The organism is Mesorhizobium sanjuanii, from assembly GCF_002529485.1.
GTDB classification, from domain to species: Bacteria; Pseudomonadota; Alphaproteobacteria; order Rhizobiales; family Rhizobiaceae; genus Mesorhizobium; species Mesorhizobium sanjuanii.
In genome coordinates, this window is record NZ_NWQG01000011.1 from 1 (window position 1) to 17,478 (window position 17,478).

General features: G+C 63.1%; 20 protein-coding genes. 11 read left to right on the forward strand and 9 right to left on the reverse strand.

All coding sequences use genetic code 11. From position 1 onward, the window contains the following. Window positions 1-236: 236 nt before the first annotated feature. Window positions 237-695: a MarR family winged helix-turn-helix transcriptional regulator gene (locus CN311_RS02290; RefSeq protein WP_097571821.1), complete on the forward strand. Its 459-nt coding sequence runs from the start codon at window positions 237-239 to the stop codon at window positions 693-695. Window positions 696-746: 51 nt separating this feature from the next. Here the strand turns inward: CN311_RS02290 and CN311_RS02295 are convergent, their stop codons facing one another. Genes CN311_RS02295 through CN311_RS02305 form a run of 3 tightly spaced genes read right to left on the reverse strand, consistent with a single transcriptional unit; the run spans window position 747 to window position 4,626 of the window. Further along, window positions 747-1,715 carry a substrate-binding domain-containing protein gene (locus tag CN311_RS02295; protein ID WP_097571822.1) on the reverse strand — a complete coding sequence of 323 codons (969 nt, stop codon included), beginning with the start codon at window positions 1,713-1,715 and terminating at the stop codon, window positions 747-749. After that, window positions 1,712-3,043 carry an ABC transporter permease gene (locus CN311_RS02300; RefSeq protein WP_097571823.1) on the reverse strand — a complete coding sequence of 444 codons (1,332 nt, stop codon included), beginning with the start codon at window positions 3,041-3,043 and terminating at the stop codon, window positions 1,712-1,714. The genes CN311_RS02295 and CN311_RS02300 overlap by 4 nt, the downstream gene beginning before the upstream one ends. Then, on the reverse strand, window positions 3,040-4,626 hold the full coding sequence (locus CN311_RS02305) for a sugar ABC transporter ATP-binding protein (RefSeq protein ID WP_097571824.1): 1,587 nt from the start codon (window positions 4,624-4,626) through the stop codon (window positions 3,040-3,042). The genes CN311_RS02300 and CN311_RS02305 overlap by 4 nt, the downstream gene beginning before the upstream one ends. Before the next feature lie 218 nt (window positions 4,627-4,844). On the opposite strand from CN311_RS02305, the gene CN311_RS02310 reads away from it, so the two are divergent. Next, on the forward strand, window positions 4,845-5,864 hold the full coding sequence (locus CN311_RS02310) for a LacI family DNA-binding transcriptional regulator (protein ID WP_097571825.1): 1,020 nt from the start codon (window positions 4,845-4,847) through the stop codon (window positions 5,862-5,864). Between the two features lie 22 nt (window positions 5,865-5,886). Here the strand turns inward: CN311_RS02310 and CN311_RS02315 are convergent, their stop codons facing one another. The 3 genes from CN311_RS02315 to CN311_RS02325 form a co-directional block, all read right to left on the reverse strand. Then, entirely contained in the window at window positions 5,887-6,888 is a 1,002-nt protein-coding gene (locus CN311_RS02315) for an LLM class flavin-dependent oxidoreductase (RefSeq protein ID WP_097571826.1), read from the reverse strand. A gap of 67 nt (window positions 6,889-6,955) precedes the next feature. Continuing rightward, on the reverse strand, window positions 6,956-8,125 hold the full coding sequence (locus CN311_RS02320; protein ID WP_097571827.1) for an AI-2E family transporter: 1,170 nt from the start codon (window positions 8,123-8,125) through the stop codon (window positions 6,956-6,958). A gap of 147 nt (window positions 8,126-8,272) precedes the next feature. Next, window positions 8,273-9,334, reverse strand: coding sequence for an LLM class flavin-dependent oxidoreductase (locus CN311_RS02325; protein WP_097571828.1), 1,062 nt, complete (start codon window positions 9,332-9,334; stop codon window positions 8,273-8,275). 215 nt (window positions 9,335-9,549) lie between these two features. Here CN311_RS02325 and CN311_RS02330 point away from each other — a divergent pair, with 215 nt between their 5' ends. Then, window positions 9,550-9,978 carry a DUF6481 family protein gene (locus CN311_RS02330; protein ID WP_097571857.1) on the forward strand — a complete coding sequence of 143 codons (429 nt, stop codon included), beginning with the start codon at window positions 9,550-9,552 and terminating at the stop codon, window positions 9,976-9,978. A gap of 78 nt (window positions 9,979-10,056) precedes the next feature. Here the strand turns inward: CN311_RS02330 and sugE are convergent, their stop codons facing one another. Together sugE and CN311_RS33615 are read right to left on the reverse strand one after the other, a co-directional pair. Further along, window positions 10,057-10,371, reverse strand: a complete 315-nt coding sequence (gene sugE, locus CN311_RS02335) for a quaternary ammonium compound efflux SMR transporter SugE (RefSeq protein ID WP_097571829.1) — start codon at window positions 10,369-10,371, stop codon at window positions 10,057-10,059. Window positions 10,372-10,548: 177 nt separating this feature from the next. Continuing rightward, on the reverse strand, window positions 10,549-10,674 hold the full coding sequence (locus CN311_RS33615) for a hypothetical protein (protein WP_008872899.1): 126 nt from the start codon (window positions 10,672-10,674) through the stop codon (window positions 10,549-10,551). Between the two features lie 212 nt (window positions 10,675-10,886). Between CN311_RS33615 and CN311_RS02345 the strand changes: the two genes are divergently transcribed. The 3 genes from CN311_RS02345 (at window position 10,887) to CN311_RS02355 (ending at window position 13,246) form a co-directional block, all read left to right on the forward strand. Then, entirely contained in the window at window positions 10,887-11,696 is an 810-nt protein-coding gene (locus CN311_RS02345; RefSeq protein WP_097571830.1) for a transglutaminase-like domain-containing protein, read from the forward strand. 119 nt (window positions 11,697-11,815) lie between these two features. Continuing rightward, window positions 11,816-12,781, forward strand: a complete 966-nt coding sequence (locus CN311_RS02350; protein ID WP_097571831.1) for a cation diffusion facilitator family transporter — start codon at window positions 11,816-11,818, stop codon at window positions 12,779-12,781. A 60-nt stretch (window positions 12,782-12,841) separates the two neighbouring features. Then, a complete protein-coding gene (locus tag CN311_RS02355) occupies window positions 12,842-13,246 on the forward strand; it encodes a GFA family protein (protein ID WP_097571832.1) in 405 nt (134 codons plus the stop codon). A gap of 22 nt (window positions 13,247-13,268) precedes the next feature. On the opposite strand, the gene CN311_RS02360 is transcribed toward CN311_RS02355, so the two are convergent. Further along, a complete protein-coding gene (locus CN311_RS02360) occupies window positions 13,269-14,540 on the reverse strand; it encodes a DNA recombination protein RmuC (protein ID WP_097571833.1) in 1,272 nt (423 codons plus the stop codon). Between the two features lie 103 nt (window positions 14,541-14,643). Between CN311_RS02360 and def the strand changes: the two genes are divergently transcribed. From def to CN311_RS02385, 5 genes are all read left to right on the forward strand, one after another. Continuing rightward, complete coding sequence (def, locus tag CN311_RS02365) at window positions 14,644-15,189, forward strand: peptide deformylase (RefSeq protein ID WP_097571834.1); 546 nt, start codon at window positions 14,644-14,646, stop codon at window positions 15,187-15,189. 115 nt (window positions 15,190-15,304) lie between these two features. Continuing rightward, window positions 15,305-15,565: a FitA-like ribbon-helix-helix domain-containing protein gene (locus CN311_RS02370; RefSeq protein WP_097571835.1), complete on the forward strand. Its 261-nt coding sequence runs from the start codon at window positions 15,305-15,307 to the stop codon at window positions 15,563-15,565. 5 nt (window positions 15,566-15,570) lie between these two features. Continuing rightward, window positions 15,571-15,993 carry a type II toxin-antitoxin system VapC family toxin gene (locus CN311_RS02375; RefSeq protein WP_097571836.1) on the forward strand — a complete coding sequence of 141 codons (423 nt, stop codon included), beginning with the start codon at window positions 15,571-15,573 and terminating at the stop codon, window positions 15,991-15,993. Between the two features lie 39 nt (window positions 15,994-16,032). Next, window positions 16,033-16,968: a methionyl-tRNA formyltransferase gene (fmt, locus tag CN311_RS02380; protein WP_097571837.1), complete on the forward strand. Its 936-nt coding sequence runs from the start codon at window positions 16,033-16,035 to the stop codon at window positions 16,966-16,968. Further along, window positions 16,965-17,471: a GNAT family N-acetyltransferase gene (locus CN311_RS02385; protein WP_097571838.1), complete on the forward strand. Its 507-nt coding sequence runs from the start codon at window positions 16,965-16,967 to the stop codon at window positions 17,469-17,471. The genes fmt and CN311_RS02385 overlap by 4 nt, the downstream gene beginning before the upstream one ends. The last annotated feature ends 7 nt before the right edge of the window (window positions 17,472-17,478 follow it).

Here is a 17,478-nt window from a genome sequence, read left to right on the forward strand (position 1 = left end):
GGTTCGCTGTCGCCGATGATTTTCGCAGAAATAGCCTGATTGCAGCCGCTGCACTTTTTCTGGGCGGCCAAAGCCGCATCAGTGGTTCCATGGCGCTTGCCGCGCCCAACAAAATCCCAGGGAAGGAAGTTGCCCATGCCTGAGTTTTCGATCCTTCACCAAGGCGGACCTGCCGCAGAGGCGTCGCGCAGCCGCGGCTTCGGCATAAAAGGCATCAAGGCTGGGGACAGGTTGCCGTGAGCGAGGAAAACCTGCTCAAGCTGGTCGAGGTCGAGGAGCCCGATGAGAACGACTACCACCTGCAGGAGCAGGTCGGCTTCATCCTGCGCAAGGCGCACCAGCGCCATGTCTCGATCTTCGCAGCGCATATCGCCGACCTGACGCCGCCGCAGTTCGCCGCTCTGGCCAAATTGCGCGACGTCGGCGAGACCTCGCAGAACCAGCTTGGCACTCTGATCGCCATGGACGCCGCGACGGTCAAAGGCGTCATCGACCGGCTGAAGGCGCGTGGCTTCGTCGAGCTTTCCAAGCATGAGGTCGACAAAAGGCGTCTGCTGGTCAATCTGACCGCGCAAGGCCGCGACGCAATCGAACGCCTGATCCCGCTTGCCCGCGACATCACCCAGGAAACACTGGCGCCGCTCTCGCCCAAGGAGGTCGCCACCTTCATGAAGCTTTTGGCGAAGCTGGCCTAAGCCTGCTTGAGAAAAACTCCTGCCGGGCACACCCGGCAGGAGTGCCTCGGCTCAGAGGCCGTTGTCCTTCAGGATCTGCGCGGCATTCTCCTTGGTGATCTTCTCCGTCGGCAAGGTGATGGTCTTCTCCACCTTCTCGCCGTTCAGGAACTTGATGGCCTGCCGCAACCCTTCGGCGCCCGGTGTCACATAGGTGAAGGTTGCGGTCAGTTCGCCATTGTTGACCAGCGTCACGCCTTCGCCGGGAAGCCCGTCGATACCGATGAACTTGATGTCCTTCTCGCGACCGACATCCTTGGCGGCAAGATAGGCGCCGTAGGCCATCGGATCGTTGTGGCCGTAGACGAGATCGATCTTCTCATTGTTGCGCAGCGCCGTCGCCATGATGTTGTAGGCCTGGTCCTGCTTCCAGTCGCCCGACTGCTGGTCGAGCAGATATTTGATGCCCGGCTCCTTGTCGGTGAATTCATGGAAGCCGTCATGGCGGTCATGCGCCGGTTGCGTGCCCATGCCGCCCCAGATCTCGACGACATTGCCGGCTGCCTTGCCCTTGCCGCCCAGAAGTTCGACAGCATATTCGCCTGCGGCCCGGCCGATCAGCGCATTGTCGCCGCCGACGAACTGCGTGTAGTCTTGGGTGTCGACATTGCGGTCGAGCACGAAGACCGGGATCTTGGCGTCGATCGCCTGCTGCACGACGCCGGTCAGGCCTGCCGATTCCTTCGGCGATACCAAGAGCGCGTCGACTTCCTGGCGGATCAGGTTCTCGACATCGGCAACCTGCTTTTCGGTCTTGTCCTCGCCGTCGGTGACGATCAGCTCGACGTCCGGGTGCTTGGCGGCTTCCGCCAGTATGTCCTTGTTGAACTGGGCGCGCCAGGGTTCGATGGTGGTCACCTGCGAAAAGCCGATCTTCCACTTCTTATCCTGGGCAAAGGCGCTGCCGCTGGTCAGTAGCGCGGTGGTGGTCAGCAGTGCCGCGCCAATGGCGGCAAGCTTCAGCATGTCACGTCGTTTCATTTCTTGTTTCCTCCAAGATTTAGAGACGGGGTCTCTTTTGACGGCCGCTTTGCCGCGGCCGTTTCCTTGTGCGCCGTCTGCCCGCCCGACAAAGGGGCAAACAGCAGGCGCAGATAGAAGAGAAGATCGGCGGCATTGCGCTCCTGCACGAGCACGGTGCCGATGATGATCATCCCTTTCAGCACGAGCTGAAGGTTCGAATTGATGTTGTGCAGTTGCAGGATGTTCGACAGCAGCCCGAAGATCAGCACGCCGCAGAATGTACCGATCAGGCTGCCGCGTCCGCCCATCAGGCTGGTACCGCCAATGACCACCGCTGCGATGGCGTCGAGCTCCAGCCCGGCGCCGGCATCCGGCTTGCCTTGCCGATATTGCGCGACATAAAGCACCGCCGCGATGCCCGCGAGCAGCCCTGACACGGCATAGGTGGCGATCTTGACGCGACCGGCGGCGATGCCGGAAAGTCGCGCCGCCTCTTCATTGCCGCCGATGGCGTAGACATAGCGGCCGAACGGCGTGAAGCGCAGCACCGCGCCATAGATCAGGATCGCGCCGAGGAAGAACAGGCCCGGCATCGGGATGACGCCGAACACCAGCGAGCGCAGCACCTCGAATTCGGCGGTGGCGTTCGATCCGGTATAGACCGGGAGAACCGCATTGTTCTGGCCGGCGGTCAGCCGCGCGATGCCGAGCGCCGTCACCATCATCGCCAGCGTGACGATGAACGGTTGCAGCCGGCCGGCAACGATGATGAAGCCGTTGAGCGCGCCGAACAGCAGGCCGACGCAAGGCGCCACCAGCAGCACGCCGAGCACGCCGAACTTCGTGCTGATCTGCGGCAGCAGGAACCACAGCGCGAGGCAGCACAGGATCACCCCGACAATGCCGGGTGCAACCAGCCCACGGACATTGTCCAGCCTGACGTCGCGCATGGCCTCCGGGCCGGCGCGCGACTTTGCCAGGTTCAGGAAGATGAAGCGAGTGACGAGAATGCCAAGGCAAAGCGCCACCGCGGCGACGGTCGGGACGCCCAGCACGACTCCCGGCGTCACACCCGGCACCGTCAGCAGCATGGCGCAGACCACGGTGCAGATCGCCATCAGCGAACCGACGGAGAGGTCGATGCCGCCGGTGATGATCACCGCCGTCATGCCGGTGGCGATCAGGCCGGTGGTCGATACCTGGCGCAGCACATCGAGCAGATTGCCGTAGGACAGGAAAATGTTGTTGCCCTTCGAACTGATCGGCGAGCCAAGCACACCGATCAGGAAGATGGCGATCAGGCCCCAATAGAGCTTGGTCCGGGACAGCACGCTCAACAGGCTCATGCAACAGACCTCGCTATCGTCCGGCGTGGTGCCGCAAGCCGCATGATCGCTTCCTCGCTGGCCTGTTCGCGTGAGAGGATCCCGGTCTGGCGGCCGTCGGCCATGACCAGGACACGATCGGAAAGATGCAAAAGCTCCGGCAATTCCGAGCTGATCACGGCGATGGCGAGCCCATCTCGCGCCAGCTTGAAGATGAGATCGTAGATTTCCCGCTTGGCGCCAACATCGATGCCGCGCGTCGGCTCGTCCAGCAAAAGCACCCGCGGCCTTGTCGCCAGCCATTTGCCGATGACGACCTTCTGCTGGTTGCCGCCGGACAGCGTGCCGGCGGGTTGCTCGATATCCTCGCAGCGTATGCCGAGCGCCCGGACCGCATGCCGGGCCAGCCCCTGTTCGCCGGCAAGCGAGCGGATGCCGAATCGCGCCAGCGCGCCGACCAGCGGCAGCGCCACATTGTCTGATATCGATGCCTTGAGATGCAGGCCTTGCGTCTTGCGGTCCTCGGTCACCAGGGCGATGCCCAACCGGCGGGCGTCACGCGGCGAACGAATAGCCACCGGTTCGCCGCCGAGCCTGATGTCGCCGCCTGCGCGCCCGCCGCTGGAGCCGAAGATCGTCTCCAGGATTTCGGTCCGGCCCGAGCCCAGCAGTCCGCCTATGCCCAGGATCTCGCCTTCGGCGAGATCGAAGCTGACGCCGTCGAGCACTGTGCGCCAGCCGTGGCGATCCGGTTTCGACAACGACAGGCCGCTGACGGACAGCACGGTCCTGCCGCCGGTGTTGCGTTCTTCCTGTGAGGAGGCCAGCAGGTCTCTCCCGACCATCGCCGAAATGATGGCGTTTTCGTCGAGCCTTGCCATGTCGTCGGTCAGTACATGGCGTCCGTCGCGAAACACCGTGACGCGGCTCGCCAGATGCATGACCTCGTCGATGCGGTGTGAGATGTAGACGATCGCCACGCCACTGTCGGCGAGCTGGCGAATGATCCGGAACAACCTTTGACATTCCGCCGGCGACAGCGCGGAGGTCGGCTCGTCCATGATCAGGATGCGCGCCGACATCGACAGCGCCTTGGCGATCTCGACCAATTGCTGCTCGCCGACGCGCAAGGCGCCGACACGCGCTTCCGGGTTGAGTTCGATGCCGAGCCGCTGCAACAACACGCCGGCGGCACTTCTGCTTGCCTTGCGGTCGACGACCAGCCCGGCAATCAGCTTTTCGCGCCCCAGGAAGATATTGTCGGCAACGCTGAGTTCAGGAACCAGATTGAGTTCCTGGTGGATGATGGCGATGCCGGCATCCTCGGCGTCGCGGACACCGGCAAAACGAATCGCGTGGCCATCGACGCTAACCGTGCCGTCGTAGTCGGTGTAGACGCCGGACAGGATTTTCATCAGCGTCGACTTGCCGGCGCCATTCTCCCCCATCAGCGCATGGACCTCGCCGCTTCTCAGGTCGAAGTCGACATCGACAAGGGCGGCGATGCCGCCGAATGTCTTCGAGATATGCTCGGCGCTCAGAACGACGCCAGGGCGATCGGCCGCCACAACGTCCCCGGACAGGATGGGATTAGCCTGTTCCATGACAAGAACGGCCTCCCTCCGTCGTCGTCGAACCTTCTGAACGCTAATCTAAACGTTTCGATCGTGTCAAGCCGATATGTGATGGCGCGGGATTGCCGCATTTCAATTCTTGCGCAAATACGTAAGATTCCGTAGGTATTACAGCCAAAGGGCGGTGAAACGTTTCGAAAATGACGGCGTCAGGGCGAAAGAAGCAGCGAAAGTCCACGGCTCCGACCATGCTGCATGTGGCCGAGGCAGCGCGCGTTTCGGTGGCCACCGTCTCGGCGCTGATCAACGGCACCGCGACCGTCAGCCCCGAGCTTAGCCAGCGCATCGAACAGGCGATCCGCGACATCGGCTACAAGCGCAACGCGATCGCCCGCAGCCTGAAGATGGGCACGACCCGCACCATCGGGCTGACCGTTCCGCATATCACCAATCCGTTCTTCACCGATGTCGTTTCGGTCATCCAGCAGGCATTCGACCGCGCCGGCTATGCGGTCATGCTGTGCTGCACGGACGAGGATCTGAACACGCAGGACGACCAGATCAGGCTGCTGCTCGACCGCATGGTCGACGGGCTGATCGTCGCCCGCGTCGGCGACGGCGCTATCCTCAAAGGCATAGTCGAAAGCGCCAATGTGCCGGTGGTGCTGCTCGACCGCGTTTGCGAGGGCGTCGATACCGATACCGTCGTGCTCGACAATCAGCGCGCGGTGTTCGACGCCATCACCTATCTGATCGATCTCGGCCACCGGCGCATCGGCTACATAACCGGAACGTTCGACATTTCGCCCATGCATGACCGCATGGCGGGCTATCGCGAGGCACTCCAGGCCGCCGGCCTGCCGGTCGAGAACGAACTGGTCCGTGTCGGTAATTTCCACGAAGTCGACGGCTATAATGCCACGATGCAGCTGCTGTCGCTGCACGACCGCCCGAGCGCCATCTTTTCGGCCAATAACCCGATGGTGATCGGCACCATGAAGGCGATCCGCGATATCGGGCTGTCCTGCCCGCAGGATATTTCGGTTGCCTGTTTCGATGATTTCCCCTGGTCGGATGTGTTCCAGCCCCAGTTGACCACGGTTTCCCAGCCGGTGCAGGCGATCGGCGAACAGACGGCCAACCTGCTGCTCGACCGGCTCGCCGGCAACAGGGACGCACCGCCGCGCAAGCTGATGCTCAAAGGCCGCCTGATGATCCGCAATTCGTGCCGGCCGCTCGGAGCGGTCGCGCAGAGCGTCAGCGCGTAACGCGCCAGTTTCGGGAAGAACGTCAGGCCGCTTGCGACAGCGATTTGTGGGCCTCGGCCAGGATTTCGAAGGAACGCAGCCGCGCGCCATGGTCGAAAATCTGCGCGGTGACCATCAGCTCGTCGGCGCCGGTGCGGCGAACGAACGCGTCGATGCCTTGCCTGACCGTCTCCGGCTCGCCGACCACCGCGCAGGATAGCGCCTGGCCAAGCATGGTTTTGGCCATCGGGTCGAGGTCGCGGTCATAGTTTTCGACTGGCGGCGGCAAGCGGCCGGCGCGCCCGGTGCGCAGATTGACGAAAGCCTGCTGCAGCGAGGTGAACAACAGCCGCGCCTCGGCATCGGTGGGCGCGGCAAAGACGTTGAGCCCAAGCATGACATAGGGCTTGTCGAGCTGCTCCGACGGCTTGAAGCGCGAGCGATAGATCTCCAGCGCATGGTCGAGCTCGGCTGGTGCGAAATGCGAGGCGAAGGCGTAGGGCAGGCCGAGCATGGCGGCGAGTTGCGCGCCGTAGAGGCTGGAGCCCAGGATCCAGACCGGCACCTTTTCGCCCTCGCCGGGCACGGCGCGGATGCGCTGGCCCTCTTCGGCCGGCTGGAAATAGCCCATCAGCTCGACGACATCCTGCGGGAAATTGTCGGCGCCGGCATCGAGGTTGCGGCGCAATGCGCGCGCGGTCGCCATATCGGTGCCGGGCGCGCGGCCGAGGCCAAGGTCGATGCGGCCCGGATGCAACGCGTTAAGCGTGCCGAACTGCTCGGCGATGACCAGCGGCGAATGGTTGGGCAGCATGATGCCGCCGGCGCCGACGCGGATCGTTTTGGTGCCGCTGGCGACATGGGCGATGACGACGGATGTGGCCGCACTTGCGATGCCCGGCATGTTGTGATGCTCGGCCAGCCAGTAGCGCTTGTAGCCCAGCCGCTCGGCATGGCGAGCGAGATCGAGCGAATTGGCGAGCGATTGCGAAGCGTTGCTGCCTTCGACGATCGGCGACAGGTCGAGAACGGAAAGAGCGGTCATGGGTGCAATCCTGTGGAAGGATCGGATGTAGGAAGCCACGGCCACGGTCGCAAATTCAAAAAATTGATTAACCCTTCGCAGGACCGGTGTCTTTGATGTCGTCCTGCTCGACTGCCGCCGGGGGTTGCGCCGCCAGGAAATTGCCGACATGGCTGAGGCCGTCGAAATGGTCGCAGAACACCTTGATGACGACCAGCAGCGGCACCGCCATCAGCGCGCCGACGAAACCCCATAGCCAGGACCAGAACGCGATGGCGATGAAGATCGCCACCGCGTTGATCTCGAGGCGGCGGCCGACCACCATCGGCGTCACGAACTGGCCCTCGACGATGTCGCACAACAGCACGAAGGCTGGCGCCAGCAGCGCGTAGGGGATGGTGTCGAAGCTGATAAGCGCGATGATCGAGACAAGTGTGATGGTTATCAGCGGCCCGACATAGGGCAGGAAATTGAGCAGGGCGGCAGCCGCGCCCCAGACCAGCGGATTGGGCATGCCGAGCGCCCAGAGACCGAGGCCGGTCACCGTGCCGAGACCCGCATTGATCACCGAGACAGTGAGCAGATAGTGCGAAATCTCTTGCTCGACGTCGTAGACGACCCGCAATGCCCGTTTCTTCTCGCTGAGGCTGGCGAAGGACTGGATGATCTTTTCATAAAACATCGTGCCCGAGGCGAGCAGGAACAGCGACAGCACGAAGACGATGGTGATGCTCGTCGCCGCCGACAGCAGATTGTCCGCCGCTTGCGAGAGAATGCCCGACGGTGCGAGCGCCACCCGCTGCGCACCGGCATCCTGCGACGTCGCCATCAGACCTTCCAGCTGATGGGAAATCTCCATGATCCTTTCGAACGGACGCCGCAGCTGCTCAAGGCGCTCAGTCAGCTGCAGGCCGATCGAAGAGGAGTTGTTGATGAGGTCGATGACCGGGCCGCTAAGCAGATAGCCTGCAGTGGCGACAAAGCAGACGGACAGCAGCACCAAAAAACTCGCCGACAGCACGTCAGGCACGCCATGCTTGCGCAGGAAGCGCACGATCGGGGTCAGCGTCAGCGTCAACAGAAAGGCCAGTATGACCGGCATGAAGAAGGCGCGGCCGAAATAGAGCGCATAGACGATCATCAGGGTAAAGATGCCGATCAGCAGCGAGCGCATCAAATGCGTATCTGCGCGCGCCTCGACGCGTGGATCCGGGCTCTCGGCAACGCCTGCGCCCGAAGCTGTCGGCTCGGCTTTCATCATTTCCCCTCGGGCACCGCGATCGGGCGGCGCTTCGGCGAAAACGCCGCTGTCGCGCCAAAGTTCCGTTAGCCGGCAATGACGCAAGGGATGATCTTGCGTCATGCCTCGGGAATCAGGCCCTCGGGAAACAGGCCTTGCCGGGTATCAAGCGACCGGTGCGGTCGCGGCGGGAAGGCTCTTCGCCGTTTCCTTGCGCACGACCGGCGCCACTTTGGTGCCATAGAGTTCGATTGCCTTCATGACCTTGGCGTGCGGCATTATGCCGATCGCCATCTGCAGCAGGAAACGGTCGTTGCCGAATATCCTGTGCTGGGCAACGATCTTCTCGGCCACCTGCTCGGGATTGCCGACGAACAGCGCGCCGTTTGGACCGCGCGACTGGTCGAAATGCGCCCGCGATGTCGGGCCCCAGCCGCGCTCGCGGCCGATGCGGTTCATCACCTCTGCCTGCGGCCCATAGAAATCGTCGGCAGCCTGGTCCGTCGTTTCGGCGATGAAGCCATGGACGTTTAGGCTGGTGGCCAGTGTTCCCAGGCCATTGCCGGCCCGCCTGGCCGCATCCCGGTAGATGTCGAAGAGCGGCGCGAACCGAGCCGGCTCGCCGCCGATGATCGCCAGCGCCAGCGGCAGGCCGAGTACGCCTGCGCGGGCGGCGGATTGCGGGGTGCCGCCGATAGCGATCCAGATCGGCAATCTGTCCTGCAAGGGCCGGGGATAGACGCCGCGATCATTGATCGCCGCACGCAAATTGCCGGACCAGGTGACCTTTACACTGTCACGGATCGCGAGCAGCAGGTCGAGTTTTTCGGCAAAGAGCTCGTCATAATCTTCGAGATTGTAGCCGAACAGCGGGAAGGATTCGATGAACGAACCGCGCCCGGCCATGATCTCGGCACGGCCACCCGACAGGAGGTCGAGCGTGGCAAATTGCTGGAAGACGCGAACCGGATCGTCGGAAGACAATACGGTCACGGCGCTGGTCAGCCTGATGCGCTTCGTGCGCTCGGCCGCCGCCGCCAAGGCGACGACCGGCGCCGAGGCGGCATAATCAGGGCGATGATGCTCGCCCAGCCCGAAGACGTCGAGGCCGACCTGGTCGGCCAACTCGATTTCCTCGATCAAATTACGCAGCCGTTCGTGCGGGCCGATGGCGCCAGAGCCCGGCTCCGGGCTGACGTCGGCGAATGTATAGAGGCCAAGTTCCATTTGATGTTATCCCGGTGACTGATTGTTGCGCTAGAGGTAGCGATGCGCCTGCCGCGCCGCCAGAGGGCCGGACTGTGAACAGTGCATGTCCGTTGCGACAAACGTCTCCCGGCTGCAACAGCTCACAATTTCATGGCTGGCATACTGTTTTGGCGCTTGAACTATCGGTATTCGCGCGTATGTAAGCCTCGCAAATTGACTTCAGGGAAGTGGAATTGGCTATCTACAGGGAAAAAGACATTTTCGAGCGGCGAAATGCCGCAAACGAGGCAAAGAAGGCGCTTCTGGAGCGCTTCAAGTCAAAGCCGGCGGCAGACGATCCGGCAGTGCTGGCACGACAGGCCGAACGCAAGGCAATCCTCGAGGCGCGTGCGATACGCGAGGCTGAAAAGGCCAGGCTGAAGCAGGAAAAGCTGGCGCGCGAAGCGGCCGAGAAGGCCGAGCGCGAGGCAGCGGCCGAAGCGGCGCGTATCGCCGCGGAAGAGGCGGCGCAGGCGGAGGCGAAGATTCGGGAAGCCGAAGAGAACGAGCGCATCGCTCGTTTGCTCGCTGACGAGGCCGAACGCAAGGCCAAGCGCGATGCGCGTTATGCGGCGCGCAAGCAGCGCACCGGCCGGACGCCGCCGGGCTTCTCCGCCCGCTAGCCTCCGCGTAGTCGACGAATTGACAATCAGGGTCGCCTCCCAGCGGCCCTGAAGGCGTTTGCCCGGCAAACTTGAAAGTCAGGCCGCCAGTTTCAGCCCCATGATGCCGCAGACGATCAGCGCAATACAGCCCAACCGGACCGCCGTCGCCGGTTCGCCAAGCAGCCAGATGCCGAGCAGCGCGGTGCCGACGGTGCCGATGCCCGTCCATACCGCATAGGCGGTGCCGACGGGCAATGTCTTCAGCGCCAGGCCGAGCAAACCCAGGCTGACGATCATCGAGGCGACGGTCAGGACGGTCGGCAGCGGCTTCGAGAAACCGTCGGTGTATTTGAGGCCGATCGCCCAGCCGATCTCGAACAGGCCGGCGAAAAACAGAAAAATCCACGACATCGGGTACGCTCCGTTCCATCAGGATGGCGGGTCGTCCCGGGCGGATTGTTCGGGGAAGGCGCGAGGTCGTCCTCGCGGCTTCGATATAGGGAGCTTCGCCCGTCCAATCAACAAAAACACCGGCAGCATATGTTCATGCCGCCGGTTTGAAATCCGCGCCGAAACGGATTGGCCGGCCTACTTGTCCTTGAGCCTCGTCGCCTTGACCGGCGGCGCCTTGAGCACCGGAGCCGCGGCTGGCTTCTTCGCGTCCTTCTTTGGCTTGCGGGCTTCCTTGCCGGCCTTCATCGCACCTTTAGCCATGATTCGTTCCTCCAATTGCTGGCGGTGAAGTGAAACAAGAGATTGGCCCGACCGCAAGGGGTTGTTGCGTCCCGGTGCGCCAGTTGAGGGGCGGTCAACGCTTTTTCCATTTTCCTCGTCAAAGGCCCCGGTCCATGCCATGGTCCTGCCTGCACTGCAGCATCACTCCGGCTTTCTCCGGAGGATGATCAGGCAGGCCGGTCAGGACGACAATGCGAATCCACATCGGCTGCGAGATGAGCTTCGACTTCCCGCAGGAAACGCCGCTGATCGCGATGCTCAATGTCCATTATTCCAGGGCATCCGACCTCGAGCGGCCGGATTTCCTGACCTCAAACCCACCGGTGCCGATCGAAAGCTATCGCGACAGCTTCGGCAATTGGTGCAATCGTCTTGTTGCGCCGCCCGGGCGCTTCTCATTCGGCACCGATGCGGTGATCCGCGACCCTGGCACTTTCGAGATCGGCGACCTGATGGCCTGGCAGCATGAGGTGCGCGACCTGCCTTCGGAGACGCTGCTGTTCCTGCTGCCCAGTCGCTTTTGCGAGAGCGATCTGCTGGCAGACGACGCATGGCGGCTGTTTGGCCACACGCCCCTTGGCATTCCGCGTGTGCAAGCGGTCTGCGACTTCGTCCATAACCACCTCGTCTTCAACTACGGCAATGCGCGGCCGACGCGCACCGCCGCCGAAGCCTATCGCGAGCAGAGCGGCGTCTGCCGCGACTTTGCCCACCTCGCCGTCGCCTTCTGCCGGGCGCTCAACATTCCGACCCGCTACTGCACCGGCTACATCAGCGACATCGGCCTGCCGAAGCCGTGGGCGAGCATGGATTTCTGCGCCTGGATGGAGGTCTACCTCGGCGGCCGCTGGCACGCCTTCGATCCGCGCAACAACGCTCCGCGCATCGGCCGCATCCTGATCGCTTCCGGCCGCGATGCGGCCGATGTGCCGCTCACCCATATTTTCGGGCCGGGCACGCTTGCCGGCTTCAAGGTGTGGACCGACGAGGTGGTCGAATAGGGTGCTCTCGGGCGCGCCCCCCTCCGCATTGAACGACTGCACAGTTCCCGCGTTGTGAAAGGCGGTGGAGCTTCGGCGGGTTGGCCGCTAAGCTCGGGCATCGAACGGGACAGCACACCATGGCGGCGCATGGCGGGTCGAAAAAGGTCATCTATGCGGCGCTCGCCGGCAATCTGGCGATCGCGCTGACCAAATTCGCCGCCGCCTTCTTCACCGGCAGCTCGGCGATGCTGTCGGAAGGCGTGCACTCGCTTGTCGACACCGGCAATGGCGGACTGCTGCTCTACGGCATGCACCGGGCCGCCCGCCCGCCGGACCACGCGCATCCGCTCGGCCATGGCCGTGAACTCTATTTCTGGAGCTTCATTGTCGCGCTTCTTGTCTTCGCCCTGGGCGCCGGGGTGTCGTTCTACGAAGGCGTGATCCACATCATGGCGCCCGAGCCGGTCGCCAACGTCAAGGTCAACTACATCGTGCTTGGCCTCGCCTTCCTGTTCGAAGGCGGCTCGTGGTGGGTGGCGCTGAAGGAGTTCCGCAAGCAGAAGGGCAGGCTCGGTTGGTTCGAGGCGGTGCGGGTCAGCAAGGATCCCAGCGTCTACACCGTGCTGTTCGAGGACAGTGCCGCGCTGCTCGGCCTGATCGTCGCCTTTGCCGGCATACTGGCGGCGGAAGTATTGGAGATGCCGGGACTCGACGGCGCCGCCTCGATCGGCATCGGCCTCATTCTCGGCGCGACCGCGATCTTCCTGGCGCGCGAAAGCAAGGGCCTGCTGCTCGGCGAGCCGGCATCGCCCGAAGTGCAGGAGAAGGTCCTGGCCATTGCCCAGCAGGACCCCGCGGTGCAGCGCGCGAACGGCATACTGAGCGTCCATATCGGTCCGGAGGAAATCGTCGCCGGCCTGAGCATCGAGTTCGAGGATCATCTGACGGCGCCCGAGATCGAGGCCTGCGTCGAGCGCATCGAGGCCAGGCTGAAGAAAGAGATGCCCGAGATCGCCCGGCTGTTCGTCAAACCGCAGGCGACTGGCACCTGGGAGCAGCGGCGTAAGCTGATCGTATCCGCATCGGATCAAGCTCCGAACTAGTGTTGTGCTGTTGCCTCGTGGCCTTGCCTGGCTAGATTGAAGGACTTTGGAGGAACGAAGATGAAAATCGACGGCGGGTGCCATTGCGGCGCCATCACCTACGAGGCCGAAGTCGATCCGGAAAAGGTCTCGATCTGCCATTGCACCGATTGCCAGCAGCTGACCGGCACCGCCTTTCGCGTGTCGGTACGAGTGCCGGAGGAAGACTACCGGATCACCAAAGGCACGCCGAAGGTCTACGTCAAGACCGGGGCGAGCGGCGCCAAGCGGGCGCAGGGCTTTTGCGGCGAATGCGGCTCGCATCTTTATGCCACGTCGGTTGGCGAAGGGCCGAAGATCTACGGCGTCAGGGTCGGCACGGCGCGCCAGCGTGAGCAACTGGTTCCCAGAGCCCAGTATTGGCATCGTTCGGCGCTGCACTGGCTTCCGGAATTCGAAGGCACGAGGATCGTGGAGGAGCAGTAGCGCGGCATGCGGTCCGCCGCGTTCAGTCGTCGCCTTCGACAACCCTTAGCCTGAGCTGCCCGGTTTTCGAATCGGCGACACGCGGGCCGGGCTCCACCTTCGAGGCTGGGGCTCGCGAAGCTGCGTCCTGGCCGGCATCGCCATCGGGCAGGGCTCCAAACTCCAGCGCCTCGATCTTCTGGCCGCGCTTGGTCACCTTCGAGGTCGAGACAAGGATATCGTCGATGTCCTTGGTCGCCTGGCCAAAATGCGTCTGCAGTCGGCGCACCCTGTCGTCGACACGCCCAACATCCTCCATCAGCCGGACGACTTCGCCCTGGATCAGATGCGCCTGTTCGCGCATGCGCGCGTCCTTGAGGATCGCCTGGATGACCTGGATCGACAGCATCAGCAATGATGGCGAGACGATGATGATGCGGGACCGATGGGAGCGTTGCACCACCGCCTCGAAATTCTCATGGATCTCGGCGAACACCGATTCCGACGGCACGAACATGAAGGCGATGTCCTGGGTCTCGCCCTGGATCAGGTATTTTTCGGCGATATCGCGAACATGGATCTCGATGTCGCGGCGGAAGGCTTGCGCGGCGACCTTCTGCAAATCGGCGCCGTCGGCGGCGCGGATGGCGTTCCAGGCCTCAAGCGGGAACTTGGCGTCGATGGCAAGCGCCGGCGCGCCGTTCGGCATCTTCACCAGGCAGTCGGGCCGGCTGCCATTCGACAAGGTTGCCTGGAATTCGTAGGCGCCATGCGGCAGGCCGTCGGCGACGATCGCCTCCATGCGCGACTGGCCGAAGGCGCCACGCGTCTGCTTGTTGGAAAGGATCGCCTGCAACTGCACGACCTGGCCGGCAAGCGACTGGATATTGCCTTGCGCCGTATCGATGACGGCCAGCCGCTCTTGCAGCCTGGCAAGGCTCTCATGCGTCGATTTGGTCTGCTCGGTCATGGTCTGGCCGAGCCGGCCGGTCATCGCGTCAAGCCTCTGGCCGATCGACTGCGTGAGTTCGGCCTGCCGCGCTCCGAACACTTCGGCGATGGCGCCCATGCGGCCTTGCATCTCGGCCTGGCTTGCCAGTATGCCGGCCATCCGCGCTTCGGCGTCGCGGGCGTGGTCGGCGGCTTCCGCGGCTGCCACCGCACGCGCCTTGGCCGAGCGCCACAGCGCGATGACCAGCGCCAGGAACAGGCCAAGAAACAGGACCGCGCCGAACGCCAGAGCGTGGCCGAGCGTGATCGTGGTGGCGCCAAGCCGGGCAACGGGTTCGGACAGGATCGATGTCAGGTCATTCATGCGGCAAGCATAGATGATTCGGCTCGCAGGCACAGATCAAAACGAGAACGATCCCAAGCCGCCCCGGTTGACGCTTTTCACATGACGTCTTAGGTGAGACGCCATGTCGATCAAGCCGCTCATCATCCTTCCCGATCCCGTCCTGCGCCAGGTTTCGAAACCCGTCGAGCGCGTCGACGCCTCCTTGCGCAAACTGGCCGGCGACATGCTGGACACCATGTACGATGCGCCCGGCATCGGCCTGGCGGCGATCCAGATCGGTGAGCCGCTACGCATGCTGGTGATCGATCTGGCCAAGGAGGACGAGACGCCGGCGCCGCATGTCTTCATCAATCCGGAGGTCCTCGAGAGCTCCGACCAGCGCTCGGTCTACGAGGAAGGCTGCCTGTCGATCCCGGATTACTATGCCGAGGTTGAGCGCCCCGCCGCCGTGCGGGTGAAATATCTCGATCGCGACGGCAAGTTGCAGGAGATCGAGGCCGAAGGGCTGATGGCGACCTGTCTGCAGCATGAGATCGACCATCTCAACGGCGTGCTGTTCATCGATCACATCTCGAAGCTCAAGCGCGACATGGTGGTAAAGAAGTTCAAGAAAATCGCCAAGGACAAGCTCTCAGGCAACAAGGCGCCGGGCAAACTGGTGGGGTAAGGCATTGCTGTAGCGGTGACCGACTAGCCGCCTGCCTCAACAGCTCAGGTTGACGAGCCTTTGGTTGAAGAGGCTGGCTTGGTGTGATATCAATGATATCAGACTGGAGGTGCCAATGGGCGACATGCTGATCCGTGGGATCAATCCGGAATTGAAACGGCGTCTTGAGGAAAGTGCGCGGCGGAACAGGCGCAGCCTTTCCGAGGAAGCGGTCGTTTTGATACAGAAGGGTTTTGCAACACAACGTGCCAGCATTGAAAAGGCCGGGGATCGCCTCTATTCGCTCGTTGGCGATGATACTTTCACCGACGACGAAATTCAGGAAATAACGAAGTCGCGAAGCGAGGCCGATCGTGGGCCGCCTGATTTCCGTTGACTGGAATGATCCTGCTGGACACAAACGTCATCTCAGACGTCCTATCGCGGCAACGTAGCCAAAACGTTTTCAACTGGTTGAATGACCAGGAGCCGGCGACCCTTTTTCTTTCCACCATTGTTTTTGCGGAGCTCTATTTCGGAGCGTATCTCGTCCAGGACTTCGTACGCCGTGATGGTCTTCTCCAAAGCATATCGAGGATCAGGGGCGAATTTTCGGGTCGGATCCTGGTTTTTGGGGATCTGCCTGCAGAACAGTACGGCCGCATTACGGCCGCAAGACGGCTCGCTGGCAGACCTGTCGAAACCAAAGATGCCATGATCGCCGCAATCTGCCTGACACATGACGCTGTGCTTGCAACCCGCAATATCAGAGACTTCGACGGGCTTGACCTGAAGCTCGTAAACCCGTTTGAAGCGGGTGCCTGAGCCGACTTGACGGGGCAAAGGCCAGGATCAAGGAAAAAGATGCCCCTGCGCGTCATCTTCATGGGAACCCCCGAATTTTCCGTGCCGACGCTGCGGGCGATCGCCGAGGCCGGACACGAGATTATTGCCGTCTACACGCAGCCGCCGCGCGCCGCCGGCCGGCGCGGGCTGGAACTGACGCCGTCGCCGGTGCAGCGCGAGGCCAAGCGGCTTGGCATCACGGTGCGGACGCCGGTGTCGCTGAAGGGCGAGGCCGAGCAGGACGCATTCCGCGCCTTGCGGGCCGATATCGCCGTGGTCGTCGCCTATGGATTGCTTTTGCCCAGACCCATTCTGGAGGCGCCGCGGTCCGGCTGTCTCAATGGTCACGCCTCGCTATTGCCGCGCTGGCGCGGTGCCGCCCCTATCCAGCGCGCCATCATGGCTGGCGATGCCGAGACAGGCATGATGGTGATGCGCATGGAGGAAGGCTTGGACACCGGCCCGGTGGCGATGGTTGAAAAATGCGCCATCGGACCCGATATGACGGCCGGCGACCTGCATGACCGGCTGATGGGCATTGGTGCGGCGCTGATGGTGGACGCGCTGGCGCGGCTTGAAGGAAACACCCTGACATTTACCACGCAGGCGACAGAAGGGGTGACCTACGCCAAAAAGATCGATAAAGCGGAGACGCGCGTGGACTGGACGCGGCCTGCTGGCGAGGTCCACAACCATATTCGCGGCCTGTCGCCCTTTCCCGGCGCATGGTGCGAGACCGGAATTGGCGGCCGCATGGAGCGGCTGAAACTGCTTCGCTCGACGCTTGTAGAAGGCGCCGGCGAGCCGGGAGGAATTCTCGACGATCGGCTGACGGTGGCCTGCGGGTCGGGCGCAATCAGGCTGGTCGAAGTTCAACGGGCGGGCGGAAGGCCTGCCGGCGCGCAGGAGTTTCTGCGTGGAGCCAAGCTCGAAAAAGGAATGAAATTCTCATGAGCATGATGTCGATACGCGCGGCGACGCCGCGGGACCGCGAGGCGATCCGCCTCGTCGAGGAACATGCATTCGGTCAGCAGGCGGAAGCCGGGCTGGTGGACGCGCTGGTCACCGGCGGCGATGCTGTCGTCGAACTGGTGGCGGACGAAGATGGGCAAGTGGTCGGCCATATCCTGTTTTCCAGGCTTTTCGTGCAGAACGGCGGCAAGAGTTTCCCGGCGGTGGCGCTGGCGCCCCTGGCAGTCGAACCGTCCTTCCATGGCACCGGCATTGGCGGCGCGTTGATCCGCGAGGCGCATATCCGCCTGAAGGACGCCGGCGAGATGCTGGCCGTGGTGCTTGGCGACCCGGCCTATTATGGGCGCTTCGGCTACAGCCGCGCGCGCGCCGAAAACTTCGAAAGCGAGTACCAGGGCGAGGCACTGCAGGCGTTGGCCTGGGGCGAGGCGCCAGAGGCCGGCAAGCTGGTCTACGCCTCGGCCTTCACCGCGCTCGCCGCTTAGGCGGGAC